The sequence below is a fragment of the Azospirillum sp. B21 genome (genome assembly GCF_008364825.1).
Taxonomy (GTDB): domain Bacteria; phylum Pseudomonadota; class Alphaproteobacteria; order Azospirillales; family Azospirillaceae; genus Azospirillum.
Genome location: NZ_VTTO01000006.1, coordinates 12,156 through 35,327 on the forward strand (window position 1 = coordinate 12,156; position 23,172 = coordinate 35,327).

The 23,172-nt window shown below is 67.0% G+C and carries 23 protein-coding genes and 1 tRNA gene; 10 read left to right on the forward strand and 14 right to left on the reverse strand.

The genetic code is table 11. The features are described from left to right. Nucleotides 1-3: 3 nt before the first annotated feature. Genes FZ983_RS15565 through FZ983_RS15590 form a run of 6 tightly spaced genes read right to left on the reverse strand, consistent with a single transcriptional unit; the run spans nt 4 to nt 6,681 of the window. Nucleotides 4-819: a ScpA family protein gene (locus tag FZ983_RS15565; RefSeq protein WP_149224442.1), complete on the reverse strand. Its 816-nt coding sequence runs from the start codon at nt 817-819 to the stop codon at nt 4-6. Between the two features lie 9 nt (nt 820-828). Continuing rightward, the gene (locus FZ983_RS15570) at nt 829-1,506 is read right to left on the reverse strand and encodes a site-2 protease family protein (protein ID WP_149224443.1); all 678 of its coding nucleotides are present in this window, start codon (nt 1,504-1,506) and stop codon (nt 829-831) included. 16 nt (nt 1,507-1,522) lie between these two features. Further along, complete coding sequence (gene nagZ / locus FZ983_RS15575) at nt 1,523-2,650, reverse strand: beta-N-acetylhexosaminidase (RefSeq protein ID WP_211102926.1); 1,128 nt, start codon at nt 2,648-2,650, stop codon at nt 1,523-1,525. Beyond that, nucleotides 2,622-3,680 (reverse strand): SPOR domain-containing protein, encoded by a 1,059-nt coding sequence (locus FZ983_RS15580; RefSeq protein ID WP_149224445.1) that lies wholly within the window; start codon nt 3,678-3,680, stop codon nt 2,622-2,624. The genes nagZ and FZ983_RS15580 overlap by 29 nt, the downstream gene beginning before the upstream one ends. After that, a complete protein-coding gene (gene argS, locus FZ983_RS15585; RefSeq protein ID WP_149224446.1) occupies nt 3,677-5,437 on the reverse strand; it encodes an arginine--tRNA ligase in 1,761 nt (586 codons plus the stop codon). The genes FZ983_RS15580 and argS overlap by 4 nt, the downstream gene beginning before the upstream one ends. A 44-nt stretch (nt 5,438-5,481) precedes the next feature. Then, the gene (locus FZ983_RS15590; RefSeq protein WP_149224447.1) at nt 5,482-6,681 is read right to left on the reverse strand and encodes a deoxyguanosinetriphosphate triphosphohydrolase; all 1,200 of its coding nucleotides are present in this window, start codon (nt 6,679-6,681) and stop codon (nt 5,482-5,484) included. 192 nt (nt 6,682-6,873) lie between these two features. On the opposite strand from FZ983_RS15590, the gene erpA reads away from it, so the two are divergent. The 4 genes from erpA (at nt 6,874) to FZ983_RS15610 (ending at nt 8,902) form a co-directional block, all read left to right on the forward strand. Beyond that, complete coding sequence (gene erpA / locus FZ983_RS15595; RefSeq protein ID WP_149224448.1) at nt 6,874-7,230, forward strand: iron-sulfur cluster insertion protein ErpA; 357 nt, start codon at nt 6,874-6,876, stop codon at nt 7,228-7,230. Between the two features lie 48 nt (nt 7,231-7,278). After that, a complete protein-coding gene (locus FZ983_RS15600; protein ID WP_149224449.1) occupies nt 7,279-8,052 on the forward strand; it encodes an exodeoxyribonuclease III in 774 nt (257 codons plus the stop codon). Nucleotides 8,053-8,168: 116 nt separating this feature from the next. Beyond that, nucleotides 8,169-8,741 (forward strand): hypothetical protein, encoded by a 573-nt coding sequence (locus FZ983_RS15605; RefSeq protein WP_149224450.1) that lies wholly within the window; start codon nt 8,169-8,171, stop codon nt 8,739-8,741. Nucleotides 8,742-8,812: 71 nt separating this feature from the next. Continuing rightward, nucleotides 8,813-8,902: transfer RNA gene (locus FZ983_RS15610), tRNA-Ser, on the forward strand. An 87-nt stretch (nt 8,903-8,989) separates the two neighbouring features. Here FZ983_RS15610 and FZ983_RS15615 read toward each other — a convergent pair. Further along, nucleotides 8,990-9,610 (reverse strand): YajG family lipoprotein, encoded by a 621-nt coding sequence (locus FZ983_RS15615; protein WP_247883776.1) that lies wholly within the window; start codon nt 9,608-9,610, stop codon nt 8,990-8,992. A 22-nt stretch (nt 9,611-9,632) separates the two neighbouring features. Further along, a complete protein-coding gene (locus tag FZ983_RS15620; RefSeq protein ID WP_247883777.1) occupies nt 9,633-10,151 on the reverse strand; it encodes a hypothetical protein in 519 nt (172 codons plus the stop codon). A 241-nt stretch (nt 10,152-10,392) separates the two neighbouring features. On the opposite strand from FZ983_RS15620, the gene FZ983_RS15625 reads away from it, so the two are divergent. The 3 genes from FZ983_RS15625 to pepN all read left to right on the forward strand — a co-directional run bounded on the left by FZ983_RS15625 (nt 10,393) and on the right by pepN (nt 14,274). Further along, nucleotides 10,393-10,833, forward strand: coding sequence for a hypothetical protein (locus FZ983_RS15625; RefSeq protein WP_149224451.1), 441 nt, complete (start codon nt 10,393-10,395; stop codon nt 10,831-10,833). 24 nt (nt 10,834-10,857) lie between these two features. Continuing rightward, nucleotides 10,858-11,475, forward strand: coding sequence for a hypothetical protein (locus FZ983_RS15630; RefSeq protein ID WP_149224452.1), 618 nt, complete (start codon nt 10,858-10,860; stop codon nt 11,473-11,475). A gap of 141 nt (nt 11,476-11,616) precedes the next feature. Next, nucleotides 11,617-14,274 (forward strand): aminopeptidase N, encoded by a 2,658-nt coding sequence (gene pepN / locus FZ983_RS15635; protein WP_149224453.1) that lies wholly within the window; start codon nt 11,617-11,619, stop codon nt 14,272-14,274. Nucleotides 14,275-14,379: 105 nt separating this feature from the next. Here the strand turns inward: pepN and FZ983_RS15640 are convergent, their stop codons facing one another. The 3 genes from FZ983_RS15640 to FZ983_RS15650 form a co-directional block, all read right to left on the reverse strand. Continuing rightward, entirely contained in the window at nt 14,380-14,760 is a 381-nt protein-coding gene (locus FZ983_RS15640) for a cytochrome c family protein (RefSeq protein ID WP_149224454.1), read from the reverse strand. Nucleotides 14,761-14,889: 129 nt separating this feature from the next. Then, a complete protein-coding gene (locus tag FZ983_RS15645; protein ID WP_149224455.1) occupies nt 14,890-15,696 on the reverse strand; it encodes a carbon monoxide dehydrogenase subunit G in 807 nt (268 codons plus the stop codon). A gap of 154 nt (nt 15,697-15,850) precedes the next feature. After that, nucleotides 15,851-16,318 carry a hypothetical protein gene (locus tag FZ983_RS15650; RefSeq protein WP_149224456.1) on the reverse strand — a complete coding sequence of 156 codons (468 nt, stop codon included), beginning with the start codon at nt 16,316-16,318 and terminating at the stop codon, nt 15,851-15,853. Between the two features lie 198 nt (nt 16,319-16,516). Here FZ983_RS15650 and folK point away from each other — a divergent pair, with 198 nt between their 5' ends. The 3 genes from folK to FZ983_RS34105 all read left to right on the forward strand — a co-directional run bounded on the left by folK (nt 16,517) and on the right by FZ983_RS34105 (nt 18,032). Next, entirely contained in the window at nt 16,517-17,038 is a 522-nt protein-coding gene (folK, locus tag FZ983_RS15655) for a 2-amino-4-hydroxy-6-hydroxymethyldihydropteridine diphosphokinase (protein WP_149224457.1), read from the forward strand. Nucleotides 17,039-17,156: 118 nt separating this feature from the next. Next, nucleotides 17,157-17,564 (forward strand): hypothetical protein, encoded by a 408-nt coding sequence (locus FZ983_RS15660; protein ID WP_149224458.1) that lies wholly within the window; start codon nt 17,157-17,159, stop codon nt 17,562-17,564. A 309-nt stretch (nt 17,565-17,873) separates the two neighbouring features. Then, nucleotides 17,874-18,032 (forward strand): hypothetical protein, encoded by a 159-nt coding sequence (locus tag FZ983_RS34105; protein ID WP_167562495.1) that lies wholly within the window; start codon nt 17,874-17,876, stop codon nt 18,030-18,032. Between the two features lie 314 nt (nt 18,033-18,346). Here FZ983_RS34105 and FZ983_RS15665 read toward each other — a convergent pair whose 3' ends face one another. From FZ983_RS15665 to FZ983_RS15675, 3 genes are all read right to left on the reverse strand, one after another. Further along, nucleotides 18,347-21,484, reverse strand: coding sequence for an efflux RND transporter permease subunit (locus FZ983_RS15665; protein ID WP_149224459.1), 3,138 nt, complete (start codon nt 21,482-21,484; stop codon nt 18,347-18,349). Nucleotides 21,485-21,488: 4 nt separating this feature from the next. Then, nucleotides 21,489-22,658: an efflux RND transporter periplasmic adaptor subunit gene (locus tag FZ983_RS15670; protein ID WP_149224460.1), complete on the reverse strand. Its 1,170-nt coding sequence runs from the start codon at nt 22,656-22,658 to the stop codon at nt 21,489-21,491. A gap of 103 nt (nt 22,659-22,761) precedes the next feature. Continuing rightward, on the reverse strand, nt 22,762-23,121 hold the full coding sequence (locus FZ983_RS15675; protein ID WP_149224461.1) for a hypothetical protein: 360 nt from the start codon (nt 23,119-23,121) through the stop codon (nt 22,762-22,764). Nucleotides 23,122-23,172 lie beyond the last annotated feature (51 nt).

The window sequence follows — 23,172 nt, forward strand, 5'->3', positions numbered from 1 at the left end:
TCCTCAAGAATCCGATGGGTCAGCGGGTGTGTCGCCGGCTTGGCGTCCGCGGACATAAAGCGGGGCGAAGGCGCCCTCCTGGCGCAGTTCCACCCGGCCGGCCTTCGCCAGTTCCAGCGTCGCCGCGAAATGGGCGGCCAAAGCGGAGCGGGTCAGAAGCCCGCCGCCCTCCCCGCCCGGCAGGAAGCTGGCCAGCGTCGCCCAATCCGGCATGTGACCCAGCAGAGCGGTCAGGCGCTGCACCGCCTCCTCCATGGAATAGAGGCGGACCGGGGCGATGTGCAGGACGCCGGCCTCCTTGCGGGCACGCTGCTGGCCATAGGCGCGCAGAAGGTCGAACAGTGTGACCTCATAGACCGACTTGCGGCGCAGGTCCAAATCCTCCGGCGCACCGCGCGGGTGGACATCGACGCCCAGCCGAGGGCGGGCGAACAGCTTGGCGGCAACGCCCTTCATCGCCTCCAGGCGCTGCAGCTGGAAGGCCAGCGCCGCGGCCATGTCCTCGCCGGACGGCTCCTCCCCCTCCGGTTCGGGCAGCAGCAGGCGCGACTTCAGGTAGGCCAGCCACGCCGCCATCACCAGATAGTCGGCCGCCAGTTCCAGCCGCACCTTCCGCGCCTCCGCCACGAAGGCGAGGTACTGGTCGGCCAACTCCAGGATGGAAATGCGCGTCAGGTCGACCTTCTGGTCGCGCCCGAGCGCCAGCAGCATGTCGAGCGGCCCTTCGAACCCGTCCAGAACCAGCAAAAGCTGCTCGGACGGCGACACCGCCGGATCCGCAGCGGTATCGGCCGTAAGCTCGGCCAGCAGTTCGGCCATCGGAAAACCTTAGTCGTTGCCGGTCAGAATGCGGATGAAGTCGATCACCGCATCCACCGGCGGCCCCAGGACCCAATGCATGACGCTCAGATCCATGCCGATCTGGCGCCCCAGCATCGGCAGCAGGAAGAAGGCCGCCATCAGGATCAGCAACCCGAAGCGCTCCAGCCGGGCCAGCGGTACAGCCAGCACGTCCGGCAGGATGCCGACGGCCACGCGCCCGCCGTCCAGCGGCGGCAGAGGGATCAGGTTGAAGACCATCAGGATGACGTTGACCAGCACCGACACCTCGGCGGCGGAGCGGATCCACAGCTCGGGCAGGCTGTTTTCCGGATTGACCAACCGCCAGATCACGGCCGAGGCCACCGCCAGCAGGAAGTTGGTCCCCGGACCGGCCAGCGCCACCCACACCATGTCGCGGCGGGGATGGTCCAGCCGGGCGAAGTTCACCGGCACCGGCTTGGCCCAGCCGAAGACGAATCCGGTGGTGAAGTACATAAGCGCCGGCAGCAGGACCGTGCCGAACGGATCGATGTGGCGGATCGGGTTGAAGGTCACCCGCCCCAGCCGATAGGCGGTGTCGTCGCCCAGCCGCCAGGCGACGAAACCGTGCGCCGCCTCGTGCAAGGTGATGGCGATGATGGCCGGCAGGGCCACGGCCGTCACCTGGAAGATCCATTCCTCCATCGTCCGCTCCCGTCCGTCAGGCCTGGGCCGTGCCGAGAAGCTCGGCCAGCCGGTTGGTCAATGCCGCGATGTCCGCGGGTTCGGGCGCATGACGCATCGCCTCTGCCCGTGCCCAGCGCTCGGCCGCGGCGCCGCTCAGCACCGGTACGGCGCCGAGCAGGGACCGCATCTCGTCCAGATCGCCGTTGCAGTGGAGCACGACATCCATGCCCGCTGCCAGCACCGCTTCCGCCCGCGTGCGGGGATCGCCGTGCAGCGCGTTCATCGACAAATCGTCGCTGAACAGCAGTCCGCCGAAACCGATGGACGGCCCCCGCACCACCTCGCGCACCACAATGGGCGACGTGCTGGCCGGGGCGGTCGGGTCGATCGCCTTCAGCACCACATGCGCGACCATTGCCAGCGGCAAATCGGCCAGCGCACGGAAGGGTGCGAAGTCGGTGGCCTCCAGCGCCGCGCGGTCGGCCTCCACCACCGGCAGCTCGGCATGGCTGTCGGCGAAGGCGCGGCCATGGCCGGGGATGTGCTTGATCACCGGCAGCACGCCGCCGGCCAACAGCCCTTCGGCGGTGGCGCGGGCCAGCGCGATCACCACGGCGGGGTCGCGCGAAAACGCGCGGTCGCCGATGATGTCATGCGCCCCTTCCACCGGCACGTCGCACACGGGCGCGCAGTCCACCGTGATGCCGACCTCCGCCAGCATATGGGCGAGCAGCCGGCCGTTGATCCAAGCAGCCTCTTGGGCGGCCTCTTGGGCGGCTTCGCGCCCGGCATCGGCATCGCGCTCGGCCAGCGCGCCGAACACGCCCATCGGCGGGTGGGCGGGCCAATGCGGCGGGCGCATGCGTGCGACCCGGCCGCCCTCCTGATCGATCAGGACGGGGGCGTCCGGACGGCCGACGCTGGCGCGCAGATCATCGACCAGCCGGCGCATCTGATTGCGGCTGTCACAGTTGCGGCGGAACAGGATGAAGCCGAGCGGATCGGCCTCGCGGAAGAAGGCGGCCTCGTCAGGCGTCACCTCCAGCCCGGCGCAGCCGAAGACGACCGCGCGCGGGTGGGCATCCGGGGTGGAACTCACCGATTTGCGGCCCACGGAATCAGGACCCGAAAAACTAGGGACGGACAACCACACACCCCACATTTTGCGCGCGCAGCTGGGCGCAGACCGACTTCGCCCGCACCTCGTCGGCGCCGGTGCCCTGCACCCGGTAGAACACGCCCTTGTCGCCCAGATCGACCTTGGCGACCTGCATCGACAGACCGCCCAGCGCATCCGGGTGGCGTCCGGCGATCCGGCGCCATTCGGCAGCGGCCTCGCCCTCGCTGCGCACGGAGGCGAGCTGGATGCGCCAGCTTCCGCTGCCGCCGGTCACGGCCGGGGCGGCCTTCGCCGGCTGGGGCGCCGCCTTGGCCGGGGGGGCGGGCAGCGATGCCGCCTCCAGCTTGGCGATCAGTTGGCCGACCGAGGGTGCCGCGTTCTGCTGCTGTTGCTGCGCCGGGGGCGGCGGAGCGGCCGGCGGCTTGACGGCGGCAACCTGCTGCTGCGGAGCAGCGGCGGGCTTGGCCGGAACGGCGGCGGGCTGCTGCGGCCTACCCACCGTGCCGGACGGCAACTGTGTGGACGGCGTTTGCACCTGCGGGGCGCCGGCCGGCAGGGCTTGCAGTCCGGGCGCCGGCTCGGGCGCCGCCAGCGGCGCGGCGGCGGCCACCGCGGCGGCGACGCTGTCGCGCGGCACCGTGGCGGTGGCCCCCGGCGGAAGCTGGGCGACCGACGGCACCGACGGCAGAGGCACCACCGCCGGCATCTGCGGCGTCACCACCGGACGGGGCAGCGGCACCTCCGGCGGCGGCAGCAGCCGTTCCACCGTTTGGCCGCGTCCGCCGTCATGGTCGCGCAGCCGCTCATAGGCCAGGATGTCCTGATGCGGCACCTCCAGCCCGCCCGGCTGGTCGGGGCGCGCCTTGACCGGTCCCGGATCGGCGGTCAGCAGCGGCGGCCCGTCGCCCGACAGCCGCGCAGGCCCGCGCAGGCCGACCACCGCCGCACCGGCGAACGCAACGACGCCGACCACGGCAAAGCCCAGCGCCAGCAGCCCGCGCTTGCTCGCGGCCTGTCGGGGCGGCATCCCATAGGGATTAGCCGCGTAGTTGACGTCGCCGTCGTACTTCATGAACGCAGTTCCTCCACCGGTTCGACACCCATCACCGTCAGGCCCGAGGCGATGACCGTCGCCACCGCGGCGATCAGTGCCAGACGGGCCGTCGTCAGTTCCGCATCGCCCTCGATCAGGAAGCGCAGCGAGGCGTCGTCACGGCCCCGGTTCCACAGAGCGTGGAAATCGCTGGCGAGATCGTAGAGGAAGAAGGCGATGCGGTGCGGCTCATGCGCCTCCGCCGCCGCCTCGACCACGCGCGGCCAGGTGGCCATGCGCTTGGCGAGCGCCATCTCCTCCTCGGCATCCAGGCGGGCGAGGTTCGCCGCCGCGGCCAGGGCGGCCGGCGTCTGGTCCAGTTTCGGCAGGGCGGTCGCGGCATGGCGCAGCACCGACCGGCAGCGGGCGTGGGCGTACTGCACGTAGAAGACCGGGTTGTCCTTCGACTGCTCCGTCACCTTGGCGAAGTCGAAGTCCAGCGTCTGGTCGTTGCGGCGGGTCAGCATGATGAAGCGGACCACATCCTTGCCGACCTGATCGATCACGTCGCGCAAGGTCACGAAGGTGCCGGCACGCTTGGACATCTTCACCGGCTGGCCGTTCTGCATCAGGTGGACCAGCTGGCAGAGCTTCACGTCCAGCGACGCCTTGCCTTCGGTCACCGCGGTGGTCGCCGACTGCATGCGCTTGACGTAGCCGCCATGGTCGGCACCCCACACGTCGATCAGGCTGCCGAAGCCACGCTTATATTTATCAAAGTGATAGGCGATGTCGTTCGAGAAGTAGGTGAAGGAACCGTCCGACTTCTTCAGCGGCCGGTCGACGTCGTCGCCGAAATCGGTGGACTTGAACAGGGTCTGCGGGCGCGGCTCCCAATCGTCGGGCTTCTTGCCCTTCGGCGGCTCCAGCACGCCGGTATAGATCAGGCCGCGTTCCTCCAGCGCCGTCAGCGCCTTGTCGACCGCCCCGGCAGTGACCAGCGCGCGTTCGCTGCTGTAGACGTCCATGGTGACGCCGAGGACGCCGAGATCCTCCTTGATCCATCCCATGATCATGGCGATGGCGAAATCGCGGCAGGCCGGCAGCCATTCGGATTCGTCGGTGCCGACCCAGCGGTTGCCGTCACGCTCGGCCAGGGCTTGCCCGACCTCCTTCAGGTATTCGCCGGGATAGAGGCCGGCCGGGATCTCGCCCACCTCCTCGCCCAGCGCCTCGCGGTAGCGGATGAAGGTGGACCGCCCCAGCACGTCGACCTGGGCGCCGGCATCGTTGATGTAGTATTCGCGGGTGACGGCGTAGCCGGCCTTCTCCAGCAGCGAGGCCAGCGCGTCGCCGAACACCGCGCCGCGGCCATGGGCGGCATGCAACGGGCCGGTCGGGTTGGCCGATACATACTCCACATTGACCGGCGTCTTGCCGCCTAGATCGCTGTCGCCATAGGCGGTGCCGGCGTTCAGCACGTCGCGGATGCGGTCGCGCCAGACGTCCGGCGTCAGGCGCAGGTTGACGAAGCCCGGACCGGCGATCTCCACCGACGCCACGTCGGCGCGGCCCTTCAGCTTGGCCACCAGCAGCTCGGCCAGGGCGCGCGGCGCCATCTTCGCCGGCTTCGCCAGGATCATGGCGGCGTTGGTGGACAGGTCGCCGTGCGAGGCCTCGCGCGGCGGCTCGACCGTCAGACGGCTGCTGTCCAGCCCGGCGGGGATCGCACCCTCGGCGGCCAGTTCTTCCAGCAGCTTGCGAATATCGGTCTCGAAGGCCTTGAAAATATTCATCGTCTCAGGTCGTCTTTTCAGGAGGTCACAGGAGCCTAGCCGGCTCAGGTCTTTACATGCAGGTCGAACAGCCGGTCATGTTCGGCCAACGCGTAGCGGTCGGTCATGCCGGCGATGTAATCCGCCACATGGCGGGCGCGCACCGCAAGGTCGGCGTCGCCGCCATGCTTGGCGATATCGCGCTGCCATTCGGTCGGCAGGGTGTTGGGCTCGTCCATGAACAGCTGGAACAGGGCGCGTACCACGCGCTTGCACTTGCTCATCTCGCGGTTCACGCGATAGTGCCGGTACATGCGCTGGCGCAGGAAGGCGCGAAGCGGCCCCTGTGCCTCCAGCATTCCGTCGGAGAAGCTGACCATCGCCAGCGGCAGGGCGCGTAGTTCGGCCGCGGAGCCCGGCTTGTGCTCCACCAGCCGCCGCCGCGTCTCCGTCACCAGATCGACGACCATGGCGTTGATCATCCGCCGCACCGTCTCGTGGATCAGGCGGGAGCGCTCCAGCCCCGGATAGCGGTCGCAGACCTCGCGGATGATCGGTCCGACCAGGGGCAGTTCCGCCACCTCCTCGACCGTGAAAAGCCCGGCGCGCAGGCCGTCGTCGATGTCGTGGTTGTTGTAGGCGATGTCGTCGGCCAGCGCCGCCACCTGCGCCTCGGCGCCCGGATTGGTGTGCAGCTCCAAATCCCACTCGCCCTGGAAGGCGGCGATGGTGGTCGGCAGGCGAAAGCCCGGCAGCAGCGGCAGAAGCGGGCCGTTGTGCTTGACCACGCCTTCCAACGCTTCCCAGGTCAGGTTCAGCCCGTCGAACTCGGCATAGCGCCGTTCCAGCCGCGTCAGGATGCGCAGGGTCTGGTCGTTGTGGGCGAAGCCGCCGAAGGGCTCCATGCAGGCGTTCAGCGCGTCTTCCCCGGCATGGCCGAAGGGAGTGTGGCCGAGGTCATGGGCCAGCGCCACCGCCTCCGCCAGATCCTCGTTCAGGGACAGCGTGCGGCTGATCGACCGCGCGATCTGCGCCACCTCCAGGCTGTGGGTCAGCCGGGTGCGGTAATAATCGCCTTCGTGATAGACGAAAACCTGCGTCTTGTGCTTCAGCCGGCGGAAGGCCCCGGAATGCACGATGCGGTCGCGGTCGCGCTGGAAGCACGAGCGCGTCGGGCTTTCCGGCTCCGCCACCAGCCGCCCGCGCGTGTCCGCCGGGGTGCAGGCATAGGAAGCCAGCCGATCGTGGGAGCAGTCCGCCGTCATGGGGCGGACACTACCGGCGGGGGGACGCGGGTGCAACGGCGAAGGCGTGCTATGCCCCGGCTCCAAGGCTAGGGTGTAAACGAGCGTGCCAGAAGCGCAACGGTTCGGCGCAATGGTGCCCATACTTTGACGAAGGCTGCGTTCCCCCTTACATTTGTGGCAACTCCCGCATCGCACCAAAGGGGCCACCCCATGCCCGATACCGCACTGCCCACCGAAACCCGCGTCCTCGCCGTCAGCGAGAGCGCCGCCAAGCGCGTCGCCTTCCTGATCGAGCAGGAGGGCAATCCGAAGCTGATGCTGCGCCTGACTGTCTCCGGCGGCGGCTGCTCCGGCTTCCAGTACGGCTTCACCTTCGACGAGACCGCGACCGACGAGGACCATGTTTTCGAGAAGGACGGCACCAGGGTGGTCACCGACGACGCCTCGCTCGATCTGCTGGCCGGCGCTACGCTGGATTACGTGGAGGACCTGATGGGCGCCGCCTTCCAGATCAAGAACCCGAACGCCAGCGCATCCTGCGGCTGCGGCAACTCCTTCGCGGTCTAAGACGGCCGTCTGAAGCCAAAGATAAAGAAGAAAAGGCAGGCCTGTTTCGTGAAGATCGCCACCTGGAACGTCAACTCCGCGAAGGCCCGCCTTCCGCTGATCATCGACTGGCTGCGCACGACGTCCCCGGATGTCGTGCTCTTCCAGGAAATCAAATGCGAAACCGCCGCCTTCCCCGCCGCGGCGTTCGAGGAGCTCGGCTATCACGTCAATGCCGTCGGGCAGAAGGCCTACAACGGCGTCGCCTTGCTGTCGAAGGCTCCGGCCGAAGACGTGCTGACCCGCCTGCCCGGCGAGCCGGAGGACGAGCAGGCGCGCTATGTCGAGGCCACCGTGTCCGGCGTGCGCATCGCTTCGCTCTACCTGCCCAACGGCAACCCGGTGCCGGGGGAAAAGTTCGCCTACAAGCTCCGCTGGATGGACCGCCTGTACGACCATGCCCGGACCCTGCTGGCGCAGGAAATCCCGGTGGTGCTGGGCGGCGACTACAACATCATCCCCGAGGCGCGCGACGTGTTCTCGCCGCAGGCCTTCGCCGGCGATGCCCTGTTCCGCCCGGAATCGCGGGCCAAGTTCCGCGCCCTGCTGAATCTCGGCCTGACCGAGGCCTATCGCGCCCTTCATGACGACGACCACGCCTATACCTTCTGGGATTATCAGGCCGGCAGTTGGCCGCGCGACAACGGCCTACGCATCGACCATTTCCTGCTGTCGCCGCAGGCCGCCGACCGTCTGGCCGGCTGCACCATCGACCGCGGACCACGCGGCTTGGAAAAGGCGTCCGACCACACCCCGGTCATCCTGGACCTGCGCGACGTGTGACCGCGCCCGTGGAATCTGCGCAACAACAGCATTTTGTTAAAACTCTCGCTTCTAGGATGACTGTGCGGCCGGCATGACAACCGGCCGCCACGGTCACAGTGGGAGCGTAGGGCGGCATGGCGTGGGGGCGCGACAACGGCCGGGAAGAAGTAAAGGGGCTGCTGGCGGCGCTTGAACGTCAGGCGACCGAGGCGTCGCGGCTTGCGGACCGAGCCCAGCGCGACATGGGCGACGACCGCTTCGCCTCCTTCCTCGACTTCCGCCGCAAGGTGGAGGAAATCCGCGCCCTGTTTGCTTTGACCGAGGAACGCCTGCAGGGCGTCGACGAGTCGCGTCTGACCGACCTGCGCGCCGAGTTCGAGCGGATGGACCTTCTGTTGACCCGCATGCTGGTGCGGGCGATGCGCAACTATTTCTCCGGCATGCGCCAGGATCAGGTCCTGCCCATCGGCGCCCGCGAGTTGTTCGAACCGGAACTGCGCAGCATCGACCAGACCCGCACCCGCCTGCTGAGCCCCCGCTACGCCGACCGCGTGGCGCCGGAGGTTCTGGACGATCTGGACGCCACCGCCGAGCTGATTCGCAAGACCATCACCCGCGCCCCCAGCCTGCCCGACTTCTCCGACAGCCCCAGCCCACCCAAACCGACCCGCCGCCTGCGCACGCTGGGCCGCCCGATCCGGAATTGACGAGCAAATCGCGCCGGCCTGCGCGCGACACTTGACCCACTGCGGCGCATTCGCTACTCCCGTGGGCCGAAGGATGGGTGGCCGAGCGGTTTAAGGCTCCAGTCTTGAAAACTGGCGTAGGTGCAAGCCTACCGTGGGTTCGAATCCCACCCCATCCGCCATTCAATTCAAGAATTCATCAGCATACTAAAATGGACGAACCCGCCGCATGGGCAACGGGTTCGTGCTCGCTTCGTATCAAATCCCGATCAGGACGTCGGCAAAGTCGCAACTTTCGGCTTGGTTCCGGCCTGCACCAGGGCTTGGTGCAAATTCGCATCCTGAACGACCAACTGAACGGCATCCCGCAACGCAGCCGACAAGGCCGGGGCAGCCTGCTCACCCATCATGAGCATGACATCCTTGTTCACACCGATCGCCCGATAGCTCCGGCTGTAGACCAGGGTGCCGTCCTGACGCTTCGCCGCCAAGTCGAACGCGACCTCCGCAACCGCTTCCGCCGTCCAGAAACCGGGCTTGAAGTCGTTATAGAAGTTGGTGGTTTGCACGGTGATGGCGATGCCGCCGGGACCGACGTTAAAGCCGAGAGAAGCCAGCTCCGTCTGCACCGCCTGACTGACTTCAGCGACCACATCGTTGGCAGCGATGATCTTGGCCATCTCCATGCCGTAGCCGTTCTTCTTGGTGGACACACGGTCACGGTTCGACACGCGGCCATCGGCTGCAGTGACGTTGATGGTAACGTCCTTGGCTCCCTGCACCACCGAAATATTGGCAGGAGCAGAATATTTGACTGGAATGGCGTCCTCGGTCAGCGCACAACCGGAAACCATCGCTGCGAGAAGAGCGCAGGTAACAATCTTAATCATTCCGCCTTGATCCTATAGAATTTCAATCAACGACTTTGATGCCTTGGGGCCGCGCAATTTGATTCGGCAGATGATCGGCAGGCAAAACGCGCTGGTAAGTTCCATTCGCCTGCACCATCACGCGCTCGGACGGACTGAACACGCGGTCTCCCGCCGCCTGCTCCTGTACGAGAGTGATGGTTTTCCCGTTCGCGAGAGTGATGGTGTACTCGATCCCGACGCGGTCACTGGCGGCTTGCTCCGCCATGGCTCCAACTGCGGCCCCGACGAGAACGCCGCCCAAAATCGCTGCGACGTTGCCAGACCCCCGTCCGACATTCGACATCGCCAAACCGCCGGCCGTCCCACCCACGACGCCGCCTACGCCCGTGTTCTGTCCGCGGATGTCCACCTGACGCGACGCCACGACCGTGCCGAATTCGACAACCGATGCACGGCCGACATCTTGGAAGCTATAGCGGCTTTGTCCCTGCGTGGCGCAACCAGTTAAGCCCGCCGCAAGGCATATGCTTGTGGCAGCTAAAATCAATAGCTTTCGCATTGCGAATCAATGCCTCATTTCTGCGATAACAAAAGCTCAAGCTCAACCTTAGAATGGCAGAGCAGGCACCCGATGTCGATAGCCGCACCGTCTTTCGGGTTAACTCGCTGAACAGGACGTACGTCTGATTTTCGATCCGGCGATACAAAACGAACCGCATACCATCATATGACCCCCACCCTTTTGCGCCTCCCCGATTGCTCTGCTAGCGTCCCGTTCGAGACAGGGGGAGGAGCGTATCGTGGGACTGATCAGCTTTCTGAAGAAGACCGCCGCCGGCCATACCGACCGCCAGAAGCAGGCGCGGTACGACCGGGCCAATGCGCGGGCCAACGACTACATGGAAGTGGCGCAATGGTATGCTGAGGAAGGCGACGGCAACCCGCGCATTCTGCAGAATTATCAGGAACTTGCGGCATTGCCCTTCCGTCAGGGACATGCGGCGACGCTGGTCGGCTACCGCAACGACATCACCCGCAAGCTCGGCCATGCCGCCCATATCGGGACTAGGCAGAATCCGTGGATCGCCGCCTTCCTGCGGCCGGATGACGGGACCGTTTACTGCGCCTATGTGCTGCTGCGCGACGACAACCAGCAGTTCGCGGTCATGAAGCCCTACTGGTTCCTGGCCGGCAACGAAACCGTGGCGGGCTTCAAGCGGCCCGTCTTCGGCATCGTCTGATCTGCCGCGCAGGAGTACACACCCATGCCGAACATCGCCGATCTGGTCGCGAACCCGGAAAGCTTCCTCAAGAACAACCTGATCTGGATCCAATATCAGTCCTACCAGCCCAATTACCGCGTCGGCGGCGTCAAGAGCTTCACGCTCAGCGACGACGGCATGACCTGCACGCGCAAGGGCACCGGCATCATTTCCCAGTTCACCACCAAGAACGCCGATGTCTGGTCGGTGCGCTACGACCAGGGCAACCAGCCGGGAAGCTGGAAAGCCTACTGGCTACCCTATGACCAGGATTTCAAGCATCTCGTCGTGCTGGAGGACGAGGCCGACGTGATGTTCACGCCGACGATGGACGGCTGCTCCTTCGGGTTCAGCGATCATGGCGGCGGCACCTTCTCCGCCTCGCACGGTAATCTGCAGACCACCCAGGGACGGATCGACGAGGCCGGGCTGCGCCAGGGCATGCGCATGCACGCCACCACCCTGCACAAGTCGCAATACATGAACGTGCCGGGCACCGATGCGGTGAAGGTCACGCTGGTCGGCGTGCGCAACGGCAAGAAATGGCGTTTCTTCTATCAGCAATACATCGACCAGATGGGCGCCTTCACCCTGCTGAAGGTGGCGCAGGTCAAGCGGTAGCGCCTCCCCGCGGGGCATCCCCCGGCTCCACCCCCATTCCCACTCAAGACAGCCCGCCGCCGCCTTGCTACAGTCCTTGTCCCTCGGACCTGTCCCGAACGGCTTGTTCCGCAAGACAGACACAGACCAGAGACAAGGCACATGGACAAAGGCACGCCGAAGGCCATCCGGCTTCAGGACTATCGCCCGCCGGCGCATCTGATCGACACGGTCGACCTGTTCGTCGACCTGGGCGAGGATGTCACCACCGTCCGCACGGTGCTGGCGATCCGCCGCAACCCCGACCGTCCAGAGGCGGCAACGGAGCCGCTGTCGCTCGACGGGCAGAGGCTGGATTTGGTGTCGGTGGCGCTGGACGGGCGGACGCTGGGACCGGACGAGTTCACCGTCACCCCCGATCACCTGATCGTGCTGGAGGTGCCGGACAGCTACACGCTGGAAACCATCGTCCGCATCAAGCCGCAGGAGAACACGGCGCTGGAAGGACTCTACAAGTCCTCCGGCAACTTCTGCACCCAATGCGAGGCGGAAGGCTTCCGCAAGATCACCTATTTCATCGACCGGCCGGACGTGATGGCGCGCTACAGCACCACCATCACCGCGGACAAAGCGCGCTACCCGGTGCTGCTGTCCAACGGCAACCTCGCAGCGTCGGGAGATCTGGAGGGCGGGCGCCACTGGGCGCGTTGGGAGGATCCCTTCCCCAAGCCTTGCTACCTGTTCGCGCTGGTCGCCGGCAGCCTCGTCCATGGCGCGGACCGCTTCCGCACCGCCTCGGGCCGTGACGTCACCCTGCGCATCTATGTGGAGCCGGGGAACGAGGACAAGATCGACCACGCCATGCGCTCGCTGATCAAGTCGATGCGTTGGGATGAAGAGGTCTATGGGCTGGAATACGACCTGGACATCTTCAACATCGTCGCGGTCGGCGACTTCAACATGGGAGCGATGGAAAACAAGTCGCTCAACGTTTTCAATACCAAATACATCCTCGCGAAGCCGGAGACCGCGACCGACACCGATTTCCTCAACATCGAGGCGGTGGTCGCGCACGAGTATTTCCACAACTGGACCGGCAACCGCGTCACCTGCCGCGACTGGTTCCAGCTGTCGCTGAAGGAAGGGCTGACGGTTTTCCGCGACCAGGAATTCTCGTCCGACATGCATTCCCGCGCGGTGAAGCGCATCGCCGACGTCCAGGGGCTGCGCACCGTGCAGTTCCAGGAGGATGCCGGCGCCATGGCCCATCCGGTGCGCCCGGACAGCTATGTCGAGATCAACAACTTCTACACCCCCACGGTCTACAACAAGGGTGCGGAAGTCATCCGCATGATCCACACCCTGCTGGGGCCGGAGAAATACCGCAAGGGCACCGATCTCTACTTCAAGCGTCATGACGGGCAGGCGGTGACCTGCGACGATTTCGTGGCGGCCATGGCCGATGCCAGCGGCGTCGACCTGACCCAGTTCCAGCTGTGGTACCGGCAGGCCGGCACGCCGGAACTGGACATCGCCGGCAGCCATGATGCGGCGGCCAAGACCTTCACCCTGACGGTCAAGCAGACGGTCCCGCCGACGCCGGGCCAGCCGACCAAGCAGCCGATGCACATCCCGCTGGTGGTCGGGCTGCTCGGTCCCGACGGACAGGACCTGCCGCTGCGTCTTGATGGCGAGGAGGAGGCCGCCGGCACCAGCCGCATCCTGCACGTCACGGCGGAAAGCCAGAGCTTCACCTTCCGCGACATCCCGGCCCGGCCGGTGCCGTCGCTGCTGCGCGGCTTCTCCGCCCCGGTGAAGCTGAAGACCGACCTGACGGATGACGATCTGACTTTCCTGATGGCGCATGACAGCGACGCCTTCAACCGGTGGGAAGCCGGGCAGATCCTGGGCACCCGCATCCTGCTGAACCTCGTCGCCGACCGGCAGGCCGGGCGCGATCCGGTGCTGCCGGAGGGCTATGCCGACGCCTTCGCCCGGATCCTGGCCGATGCCGACCGCGACCCGGCCTTCGCCGCGCAGGCGCTGGTTCTGCCGACCGAGGCCTATCTCGGCACCCAGATGACGGTGGTCGATCCCGACGCCATCCACACGGTGCGGGAGTTCGCGCGCAAGACGCTGGCCGGCCGCCTGCGGGCGCAGTTCCTCGACCTCTACCGCCGCAACAGCAGCCAGGAGCCCTTCTCCGTCGATGCCGACGCCATCGGCAAGCGGGCGCTGAAGAACCTCTGCCTCGCCTATCTGATGGCGCTTGAGGACGCGGAGGCGCTGGAATTGTGCCTGACCCAGTACCGCACCGCCAAGGGCATGACTGACGAGATCGCAGCACTGCAGTTCCTGTCCAACGCCACCTCGCCGGAAGGCGACAAGGCGCTGGCGGACTTCTACGAGCGCTGGAAGGGTGAGGCTCTGGTGGTCGACAAGTGGTTCAGCGTGCAGGCGATGTCGCACCGCGCCGACACGCTTGACCGGGTGACGGCCCTGCTTGGCCACCCCGCCTTCGAGATCCGGAACCCCAACAAGGTCTATGCGCTGATCGGCGGTTTCGCCAACGGCAACCCGGTGCGCTTCCACGACCGGAGTGGAGCCGGATACCGCTTCCTCGCCGATCAGGTGCTTCGCCTCGACCCGATGAATCCGCAGGTTGCGGCCCGTCTGATGGGCCCCTTCTCTCGCCTGCGGCGCTATGACGCGGCCCGTCAGGCCGTGATGAAGGCCGAATTGGAGCGGATCGTCGCCACTGCGGGCCTCTCGCCGGATGTCTATGAGGTGGCGAGCAAGAGTTTGGCCGCTGCCGGCTGAGACTCGGCACCAAAGGACCGGACGCATATACACAAAGGGCCGGAGGCATAGCCTCCGGCCCTTTCGCCGTCCGTGGTCCCCGGCCGGGCCGGGGCTCGCGCGGTCTTACTTCTGCTCGGCCAGGAAGGCGATCAAGTCGGCGCGCTTGGCGTCATCCTTCAGGCCGGCGAAGGCCATGGTGCCGCCCGGGACGATTTCCTTCGGGGCCTTGATGTAGGCATCCAGGTTCTCAGCGGTCCAGGTCAGGCCGCCGGCGGCCTTTTCCTTCATCGGGCCCGAATACTTGAAGCCATCGACCGAAGCGGCCGGGCGGCCGACGACGCCATGCAGCGACGGACCGACCTTGTTCTTGCCCTGCTCGGTGGTGTGGCAGGCCATGCAAACCTTGAAGACATCCTTGCCGGCGGCGGCATCGGCGGCCTGCGCGGCACCGGCACCCGTCACGATCGCGGCCAGGGTGGCTACGCCCATCAACAGCTTCTTCATACTTCGGCTTCCCTTCCGATGGATCGACCGGCCGACGGCGCCGACCGGAATCGCGCGGCAGCATACACAATCCAGGGGTACGTCAAACCCCTTTGATATGGCCGTACGACCAATGAACAATCTGTCACACTAGTGAATCAAAGCAAGCGACGCGAGCAGCGCCACAACCAAAAGCAGTGCAGCCCACGGAACGTAGAAACCGCTGCTTCCACCGCCGATCGCACTCCCCATCCGGCTGGCCAGCCCACTGCCCAACCCACCGCCGAGCCCGGCCGGCAGAGGCAGCGGGATCTCCGGCGGCGGCTCCGCCATGCGGGTCGCGGGCTTCGACGTGGAGGTCGCGGCCGTTGTCGTGGTATCGGTGTAGACAGCCGGCCGGACGGCCGGTTTGGCGCCAGCAGGTTCGGCTGCGACCGTGGGCGTCACCGCCGGAGCCGCTTCGGCACCGGAGCCGCCCGCATCCACTGCCACCTGATCGGGAGCCGCCTCGGCCGGCGCTGGTCCGACGATCCGGGTGAAGCGGGCGAAGAACTCCTCCGCCATCTTGCGGGCGGTGGCGTCGACCAGACGCGATCCGATCTGCGCCAGCTTGCCGCCGACCTGCGCCTTGGCGGTGTAGGTCAGCAGGGTGGCCCCGCCGTCGTCGGACAGCGCCACGGTGGCGCCGCCCTTGCCGAAACCGGCGGCTCCGCCCGATCCCTCGCCGGTGATGGTGTAGCCGTTGGGCGGGTCGAGGTCCGACAGCGTGACCTTGCCGGCGAATTTGGCGCTGACCGGGCCGACCTTGGCAACGACCTTGGCCGTCATCTCGGTGTCGGACTGCCGGACCACCTCCTCGCAGCCGGGGATGCACTGGCGCAGGATGTCCGGATCGTTCAGCGCCGCCCACACCGCCTCGCGGCTGGCCTCGATCCGGTGGCTTCCGCTCATATCCATGGTTCGTGGTTCCTCCAACCCTATGCCAACCCTGATGCGGCCCTTTGCGGCCGTCGGTCCCCCGCCATGGCCGGAATTTCCGGGGCCGGGGTTCTTGTCGAGAATACGGGATCGGCCGGTGCCGCGACAGCCCCGACCGCCTCGTCTCTAAGTCTTATGGGCGCGAAGCCCCGGCGGCCATGCAGTTGCTGACGATCGGCGTGCAGGCCGACAGCGAGGCACCCGCGGGGTAGCTGACCTGCTCCACCGTGCCGCGCGGGCCGACCACCACCGTCGCCTCGCATCCGGATGTGGAGCCGCCGCCGACCGGCACCCCGAAGCCAAGGCCGAGCCCCACGCCGCCGCTTCCGCCGAAGCTGCCGGCGCCGATGCCGATGCTGCTGCCGGGGCTGTAGGCGGCCGTCGGGCGCGCCACGTAGGTGTAGTATTCCCGGCCCGACGCCATCGCCTGACGGTCCGGCACGCCGGCGCAGGCCAGCAGGTCGGCCTTCGGCATGCCGATCATCGCGGTCTGGGCGCGCCGCGCCACTTCGGGATCGGGGCCGGTGGCGCAACCGGCAAGGATGGCGGCCGTGCCGCCGAGAAGGATCACCGCAGCGCGCATGCTCCGTACGCGGCCCATGTCTCGTCCTCCACCAGGATATCGTGTCATTTCCGGGTTCATCTCAACCGGTTGATATGATGCTGAAACCCCGCCGCAGCCCGTCCGTTCCCCGAAGGAGCGGACGCCCCCCGCGTGACGGGCGACATGACGGGCGGGCGGAGATTTGCTAGGAGTTCCGCCACCCGCCCATCCCAGCACATCAGGATCGCCGACGCCATGGCCGAGCTTACGCCTACCTCCTCCTCTCCCGTCACCGTCCATCTGGCGCTGGGCGGCAACATGGGCGACCGCGCCGCCAATCTGGCCGAGGCGATCCGTCGGCTGGGCGAGGCGGTGGAGATCGACGCGCAGTCGGCGCTCTACGAGACGGCGCCGATGTACGTGACGGACCAGCCGGCCTTCCTCAACATGGCGGTGCGCGGCACCACGCAGTTGGACCCTCGGGCGCTGCTGCGTTTCCTCAAGGACATCGAATCGACGCTGGGCCGCGATCAGGGCGGGCTTCGCTTCGGCCCGCGTCCCATCGACATCGACATCCTGCTCTATGCCGACCGGGTGCTGGCGGAACCGGACCTGGAAATCCCCCACCCCCGCATGGCGGAGCGCGCCTTCGTCCTCTGCCCGCTGGCGGACATCGCCGCCGATGTCCAGCATCCGGTGCTGAACCGCCGCATCGATGCGCTGCGCGACGTGGTGCCGGGGCGGGAGACCGTGCTGCGGATCGCCGAAGGGCTCTGATCCTGGGGAAACCTGCCCCTCCGCCGCCGACCGAGTGCGGTGGCAAGCGGCGGCGGCACCGCTTATAGTGCCGGCCTGAATGCAATGCCGGTGGCGGGCCGCCGGCCGGGAGAGTGTGTTGTCGGACGATAGCGCAAAACGGGCCGTCATGGTCCAGCCGGGCGGCGCGCCGCTCACCTACACCATCCTGGTGCGCGGCTTCGCGGCGCCGGTCGCCATCGCCGGCCGCACCGACCGGCCGCTGGTGTCCTTCGATCTGACGCTGACCGTCACCCATCCCGGCCCCGGCTTTCCCGACGACATTGCCGCCGTGATGTCTTACGAAGACATCGTCGAAGACTTGCGCCGTCTTTGTGCCGAATCCGATGTACCCGGTCCGGACTATCTTGCCGACCGCGCCGCGGAGCTGTGCCTGTTCCATGCGAAAGTCCGCCGGGTCCAGGCGGACGTTACGATTCCCGCACCCGACTCCGCCAGCCCCTCCGCCGGGGCAAGCCTGACGCGGGCCCGTCCGGGACAGGGGTGAACAGTAACGCCGATGGTCCGCCGACCGGTGGCAGCGCGAACCACTACTGAATCACGGAAAGATATAGCGCTTATTGACAAAAGGACGGGTGACAATACCACTGCGGCTGCGGTATGGTCGCCATATTGTATTTTCAACGCACAATCCGGATCAAAGGGGCTATATCCCCGGCGGCAATCCGGATGCCGAAAGCCGAGACGAGCGCGCAGCAGGGATTAGGCCAATCGCCATTGCCGGCTTCGACCGTCCGCCGATCCCCCTTCCGGGACGGCCACGGTTTACGGAAGCCGGACCAAAAGGGAGGGACGCATGGACCGGAACACGACGCCGACCCTTTCCGAATTGCTCGCCGATCCGATCGTGATCGCCGTCATGGCGCGCGATGGGATCAGCCCCGACAGCATCCAGCAGCTGTTCGAACGCCTTCGCCGGAGCCGACGAGTACAGGAGCAGCGGCTCGCCGCCTGACTGCCTCTTCCTGACTCAGCCGCCTGACGATCGTGCAGGCGAAGGGCAGGTAGGCGCAGGGCAAGCAGGCGAAGAGCAAGGCGGCCTTCCCGCCCGTCGCCCCCGTCGGATGGAACCGGTCACTGGCCGCCCGGCCAGAACATGTCGGCTGGATCCCTTTCCAAAAATCTCGGCCATCCGACAGGTCCTTCCCTAGCAGGGATCACCCGAAACGCAGGGCACCGCCGAACCGGCTTGAAAGTCCGGAACGGCGGTGCTCTGCGCTTGTGCGTTTTGGATGGAAGGGGGAGAGGATCGGATCGCCCCCTCAGCCCTCACTCGGCCGGGTGGGCGGGCGGATGGGCCGGCGGATGGGCCGGCGGATGGGATGGGCCATGCGCTACGCCCACCCCTTCCCCCTCATCCTGCATCGGCTTCTTGCGGGCAAGATAGCTGTAGACCGTCGGCACGACGAACAGGGTCAGCAGCGTGCCCAGCGTCATGCCGCCGACGATCACGGCGCCGATGGCCTGCCGGCTTTCCGCGCCGGCCCCTTGGGCATAGGCCAGCGGCAGCGCGCCCAGCACCATGGCGCCGGTGGTCATCAGGATCGGGCGCAGGCGCAGGACGGCCGCCTCCTCCACCGCCTTGCGGATGTCGGTGCCGGCGCGCTGGAGCTGGTTGGCGAACTCCACGATCAGGATGCCGTGCTTGGTGATCAGGCCGACCAGGGTGACGAGTCCGATCTGGCTGTAGACGTTCATCGTCCCGCCGCTGAACTGCAATGCCGCCAGCGCCCCCGTCATCGACAGCGGCACGGTCAGCATGATGACAAAGGGGTCGATGAAGCTCTCGAACTGCGCGGCCAGCACGAGATAGATGAAGGCCAGCGCCAGCACGAAGACGAAATAGAGCCCGGTCGCCGATTCGCGGAATTCGCGGCTCTGCCCGGCATAGTCGGTCTGGGCGGTGGCCGGCAGCACCTTGTTCGCCGCCGCCTGCATGACCCCCAGCGCCTCGCCCAGCGAGGTCCCCGGCGCCAGCGTCGCGGTAATGGTGGCGGAGCGCAGCTTGTTGAAATGGTTCAACTCCTTGGGCGCCACCCGCTCCTCGACCTTCACCAGATTGGCGAGCGAGATCATCTGGCCCGCTCCGCCGGTGGCCGAGGTGCCGCCGCGGACATAGATGCCGGCGATGTCGTCCGGGTTGCGGCGGTCGACATTGGCGACTTGGACGATCACGTCATACTGCTTGCCGTCCTTCTTGAACCGCGTCACCTGACGGCCGCCCAGCAGGGTTTCCAGCGTCCGGCCCACGGTGTCGACATCCACCCCCAGATCGGCCGCCTTGTCGCGGTCCAGCGACACCTTCAGTTCCGGCTTGTTCAGCTTCAGATCGGTGTCGAGGTTGACCAAGCCGGGGAAGTTGCGGGCCTCCGCCATCATGGCGTTGACCATCGCCTGCAACTCCTCGAAGGGCAGCGAGGTCTGGATGACGAAGTTCACCGGCTTCTCGGTCGGGCTCTGGCCCAGCGACGGCGGGTTGGTGACGAAGCCCATGATGCCGGGGATGCCGAACATCTTCGGGAACAGCTGGGCGGTGATCGCCTGCTGCTTCACGTCCCGCAGATCCCAGTCGATCAGGCGGACAAAGGCGATGCCCTGGTTGACCACGGGAAAGCCGACGACGACGAAGAACTTTTCCAGCACCGGGATTTGCCGGAACAGTGCCTCCATCTGCTGGGCGTAGCCCATGGTGTAGTCCAGCGTGGAGCCTTCCGGCGCGATGGCGATGCCGACGATCGTGCCGCGGTCCTCCACCGGCGCCAGTTCCGACTTCAGCCCGGCGAACAGGCCATAGCTCGCCGCCGCGACGCCGAATCCGATCAGCAGCACCAGCGGCCGCGCCCGCAGCGACAGGCGCAGCAGGCCGCGGTAGCCGTTGGTCATCCCCTCCAGAAAGCGTTCGATGGCGCGGTAGAGGATGCCGTGCTTGGTCTCATGCTTCAGCAGCTTGGAGCACATCATCGGCGACAGCGTCAGCGCGACGAAGCCCGACACGATCACCGCACCGGCCAGTGTCAGCGCGAACTCGGTGAACAGCCGCCCGGTGCGCCCCGTCATGAATCCGATGGGGGCGTACACCGCCGCCAGCGTGATGGTCATGGCGATGACGGCGAAGCCGATCTCGCGCGATCCCTTCAGCGCCGCCTGGAAGGGGTGCATCCCCTCCTCCACATAGCGGAAGATGTTCTCCAGCATGACGATGGCGTCGTCGACGACGAGGCCGATGGCCAGCACCATCGACAGCAGCGTCAACGTGTTGATGGAGAATCCGAAGGCGTACATCAGGGCGAAGCCGCCGATCAGCGACACCGGGATGGTCACCAGCGGCACCAGCGTCGCCCGCAGCGAGCGCAGGAAGAAGAAGATCACCAGAACGACCAGGATGATCGCTTCGAAGATGGTGTGGAACACCGCATCGATCGACTTGGCGATGAAGACGGAACTGTCGTAACCGACATCCACCCCCATGCCGTCGGGCAGCGCCGCGCGGATCTTCGGCAGCGCGTCGTTGACCGCCTTCGACACGTCCAGCGGGTTGGCGGTGGATTGCTTCACCACGCCGATGGCGACGGCGCCGCGGCCGTTGAAGCGCGCGCTGACCCGCTCGTCCAGCGCGCCCAGCTCCGCCCGGCCGACGTCGCGCAGGCGGACCAGATAGCCCGAATCGTCGCGCAGGATGATGTTCTCGAACTCGGCCGGGCTGCGCAGGTCGGTTTCCGACACCACGGTGAACTCGCGCGCCACGCTTTCGACGCGGCCGGCCGGGATCTCCACATTCTGCCGGCGCAGCGCGTTCTCGACATCCTGCGGCGTCACCCGGTAGGCGGCCATCCGCTGCGGATCGAGCCACAGCCGCATGGCGAAGCGCCGTTCGCCGAAGATGCGGACCTGGGCGACACCGGGCAGGTTCTGCAGCCGGTCCTTGACGTAGCGGTCGGCGAAATCCGTCACCTCCAGCGGCGAATGCCGGTCGGAGGAGAAGGCCAAATAGATGATCGGCTGGGCGTCGGCCTCCACCTTGGCGATCACCGGCTCGTCGATTTCCGACGGCAGCGCGGCGCGGACGCGGCCCACCCGGTCGCGCACGTCGCTGGCCGCGACATCGACATTGCGGTCCAGCCGGAAGCGCAGGGTGATCTGCGACTTCTCCGCCCGGCTGATCGAGGACATCACGTCGATGCCCTCGATGCCGGCGAGGCTGTCTTCCAGAGTCTGGGTCACCTGGCTTTCGATGATCTGGGCCGAGGCGCCCTTGTAGGTCGTCTCCACCGTGACGACCGGCTCGTCGATCTTGGGATATTCGCGCACCGACAGGCGCTGGTACGACACGATGCCGATCAACATCAGGGCGAGGCTCATCACCGTCGCCAGCACCGGGCGGCGGATCGAGATGTCGGAGAGAACCATCGCGTCAGCTCCCCGTCGACTTGTTGGCGGCCGGCTTGGCCGGCACCACGGCGACCGGCACGCCGTCGCGGATCTTCAGCTGGCCGGCGGTCACGACCATGTCGCCGGGGGCGAGACCCTTGGAAATCTCCACCTCCGCATTGCGGCGTTCGCCCAGGACGACCCTGGTCTGGGCGACCTTGCCGTCCACCACCTTGAAGACGAACTGGTCCTTGCCGAAGGCGACGATGGCCTGTTCCGGCACCAGCACGGCGTCGGGCACGGTGGTCAGCGTCAGCGACACGCGGGCGAACAGGCCGGGGCGCAGCGCGCCGTCCGGGTTCGGCACGCGGGCGCGGATCGCCAGCGCGCGGCCGTTCACGTCCACCAGCGGGTCGATGGCATAGACCGTGCCGTCGAAGCCGCGCCCGCCGAACGCATCGACCGCCACCTTCACCGTCTGGCCGACCTTCACTGCCGGCAGGAACATCTCCGGCACACGGAAGTCCAACTTCAGCGTGTCGATATCTTCAAGGTTCACGATGTCCTTGCCGGCCTGGACGAAGTCCCCGACCGACACCTTGCGCAGGCCCAGCACCCCGTCGAAGGGCGCGGTGATCACCTGCTTGTCGAGCTGCGCCTTGGCCAGTTGCACCGCCGCCTCGTCGGCCAGCAGCTTGGCCGAGGCCTGTTCGCGGTTGCGCAGGGGGCCGGTGTTCTGGCGGACCAGCTGGTCGGCGCGCGACAATTCGGCGCGGGAGAAGGCGATGCTCGCCTGGGCCTGGGCCAGCGTGGCGCGGGCGATGGCGTCGTCCAGCCGGACCAGCACGCTGCCCTTGGCGACGCGCTGCCCCTCCTTGAAGGCGATCTCGCTGATGCGCCCGGCGATCTCCGGCCGGATCACCACCGATTCGTTGGACAGCAGCGATCCGACCGCGGTGACGGTCCGCTCCACCGTGCCGATGCGCACGGGGACGGCCTCCACCGGCATCGGCGGGGCGCCGCCCGGCGGTTTGGCCCCCCCGGACGCGCCGCCCGCTGCGCCGCCGGCAGACGGAGGACCGCCGGAAACGGCGCCGCTCAACATCGCGGTCAGGCCGGCGACGGTGCCGCCCTGCTTCACGAAATACCAGTAGGCCCCCCCGGCGAGAGCCGCCAGGACGAGGAGAGCAGCGATGCGAAGCGTGTGGCGCATGGGACCGGAATCCGGACGGGTTTCACCTTGCCGCAGCGCAACCGGGAAGCGCGCCGGGCAAACTGAACTATATCGTTCAGTTCACATCCGATGTCGAGAAGGTTCAACCATCCGAACCGTCCGCCGGACCGTTCATAGCCACCACATCCTGACGGTCGGCATTTTCCAGCTTGCCGTCCCGCATCTGCACCGTCCGTCCGCCGCACAGCGTCACCCACAGGTCGGCGGGATCGCCGGCCGCCACCGCTCCGCAGTCGCCGTCGCCGTCGCCGATCCGGCGGACCATGCCGCCATCGAGGTCGAGACCAGGGGCGCAGCAGGGCGACTCGCCTGCCGGGACCAGCGCCCGCACCCGTCCATCCTCGATCCGGATATCACGTAGCCCATCGGGAACCCGCGCGTTCTTCAGCCAGAATTTGCCATTGGCGGGAATGCGGGCGAGGCAGCAGGTCGGGGCGCTCATGGGGATTACCCGTGTCCGGTCCGGCGGTGTGCGACACACCAAAGCTGACAC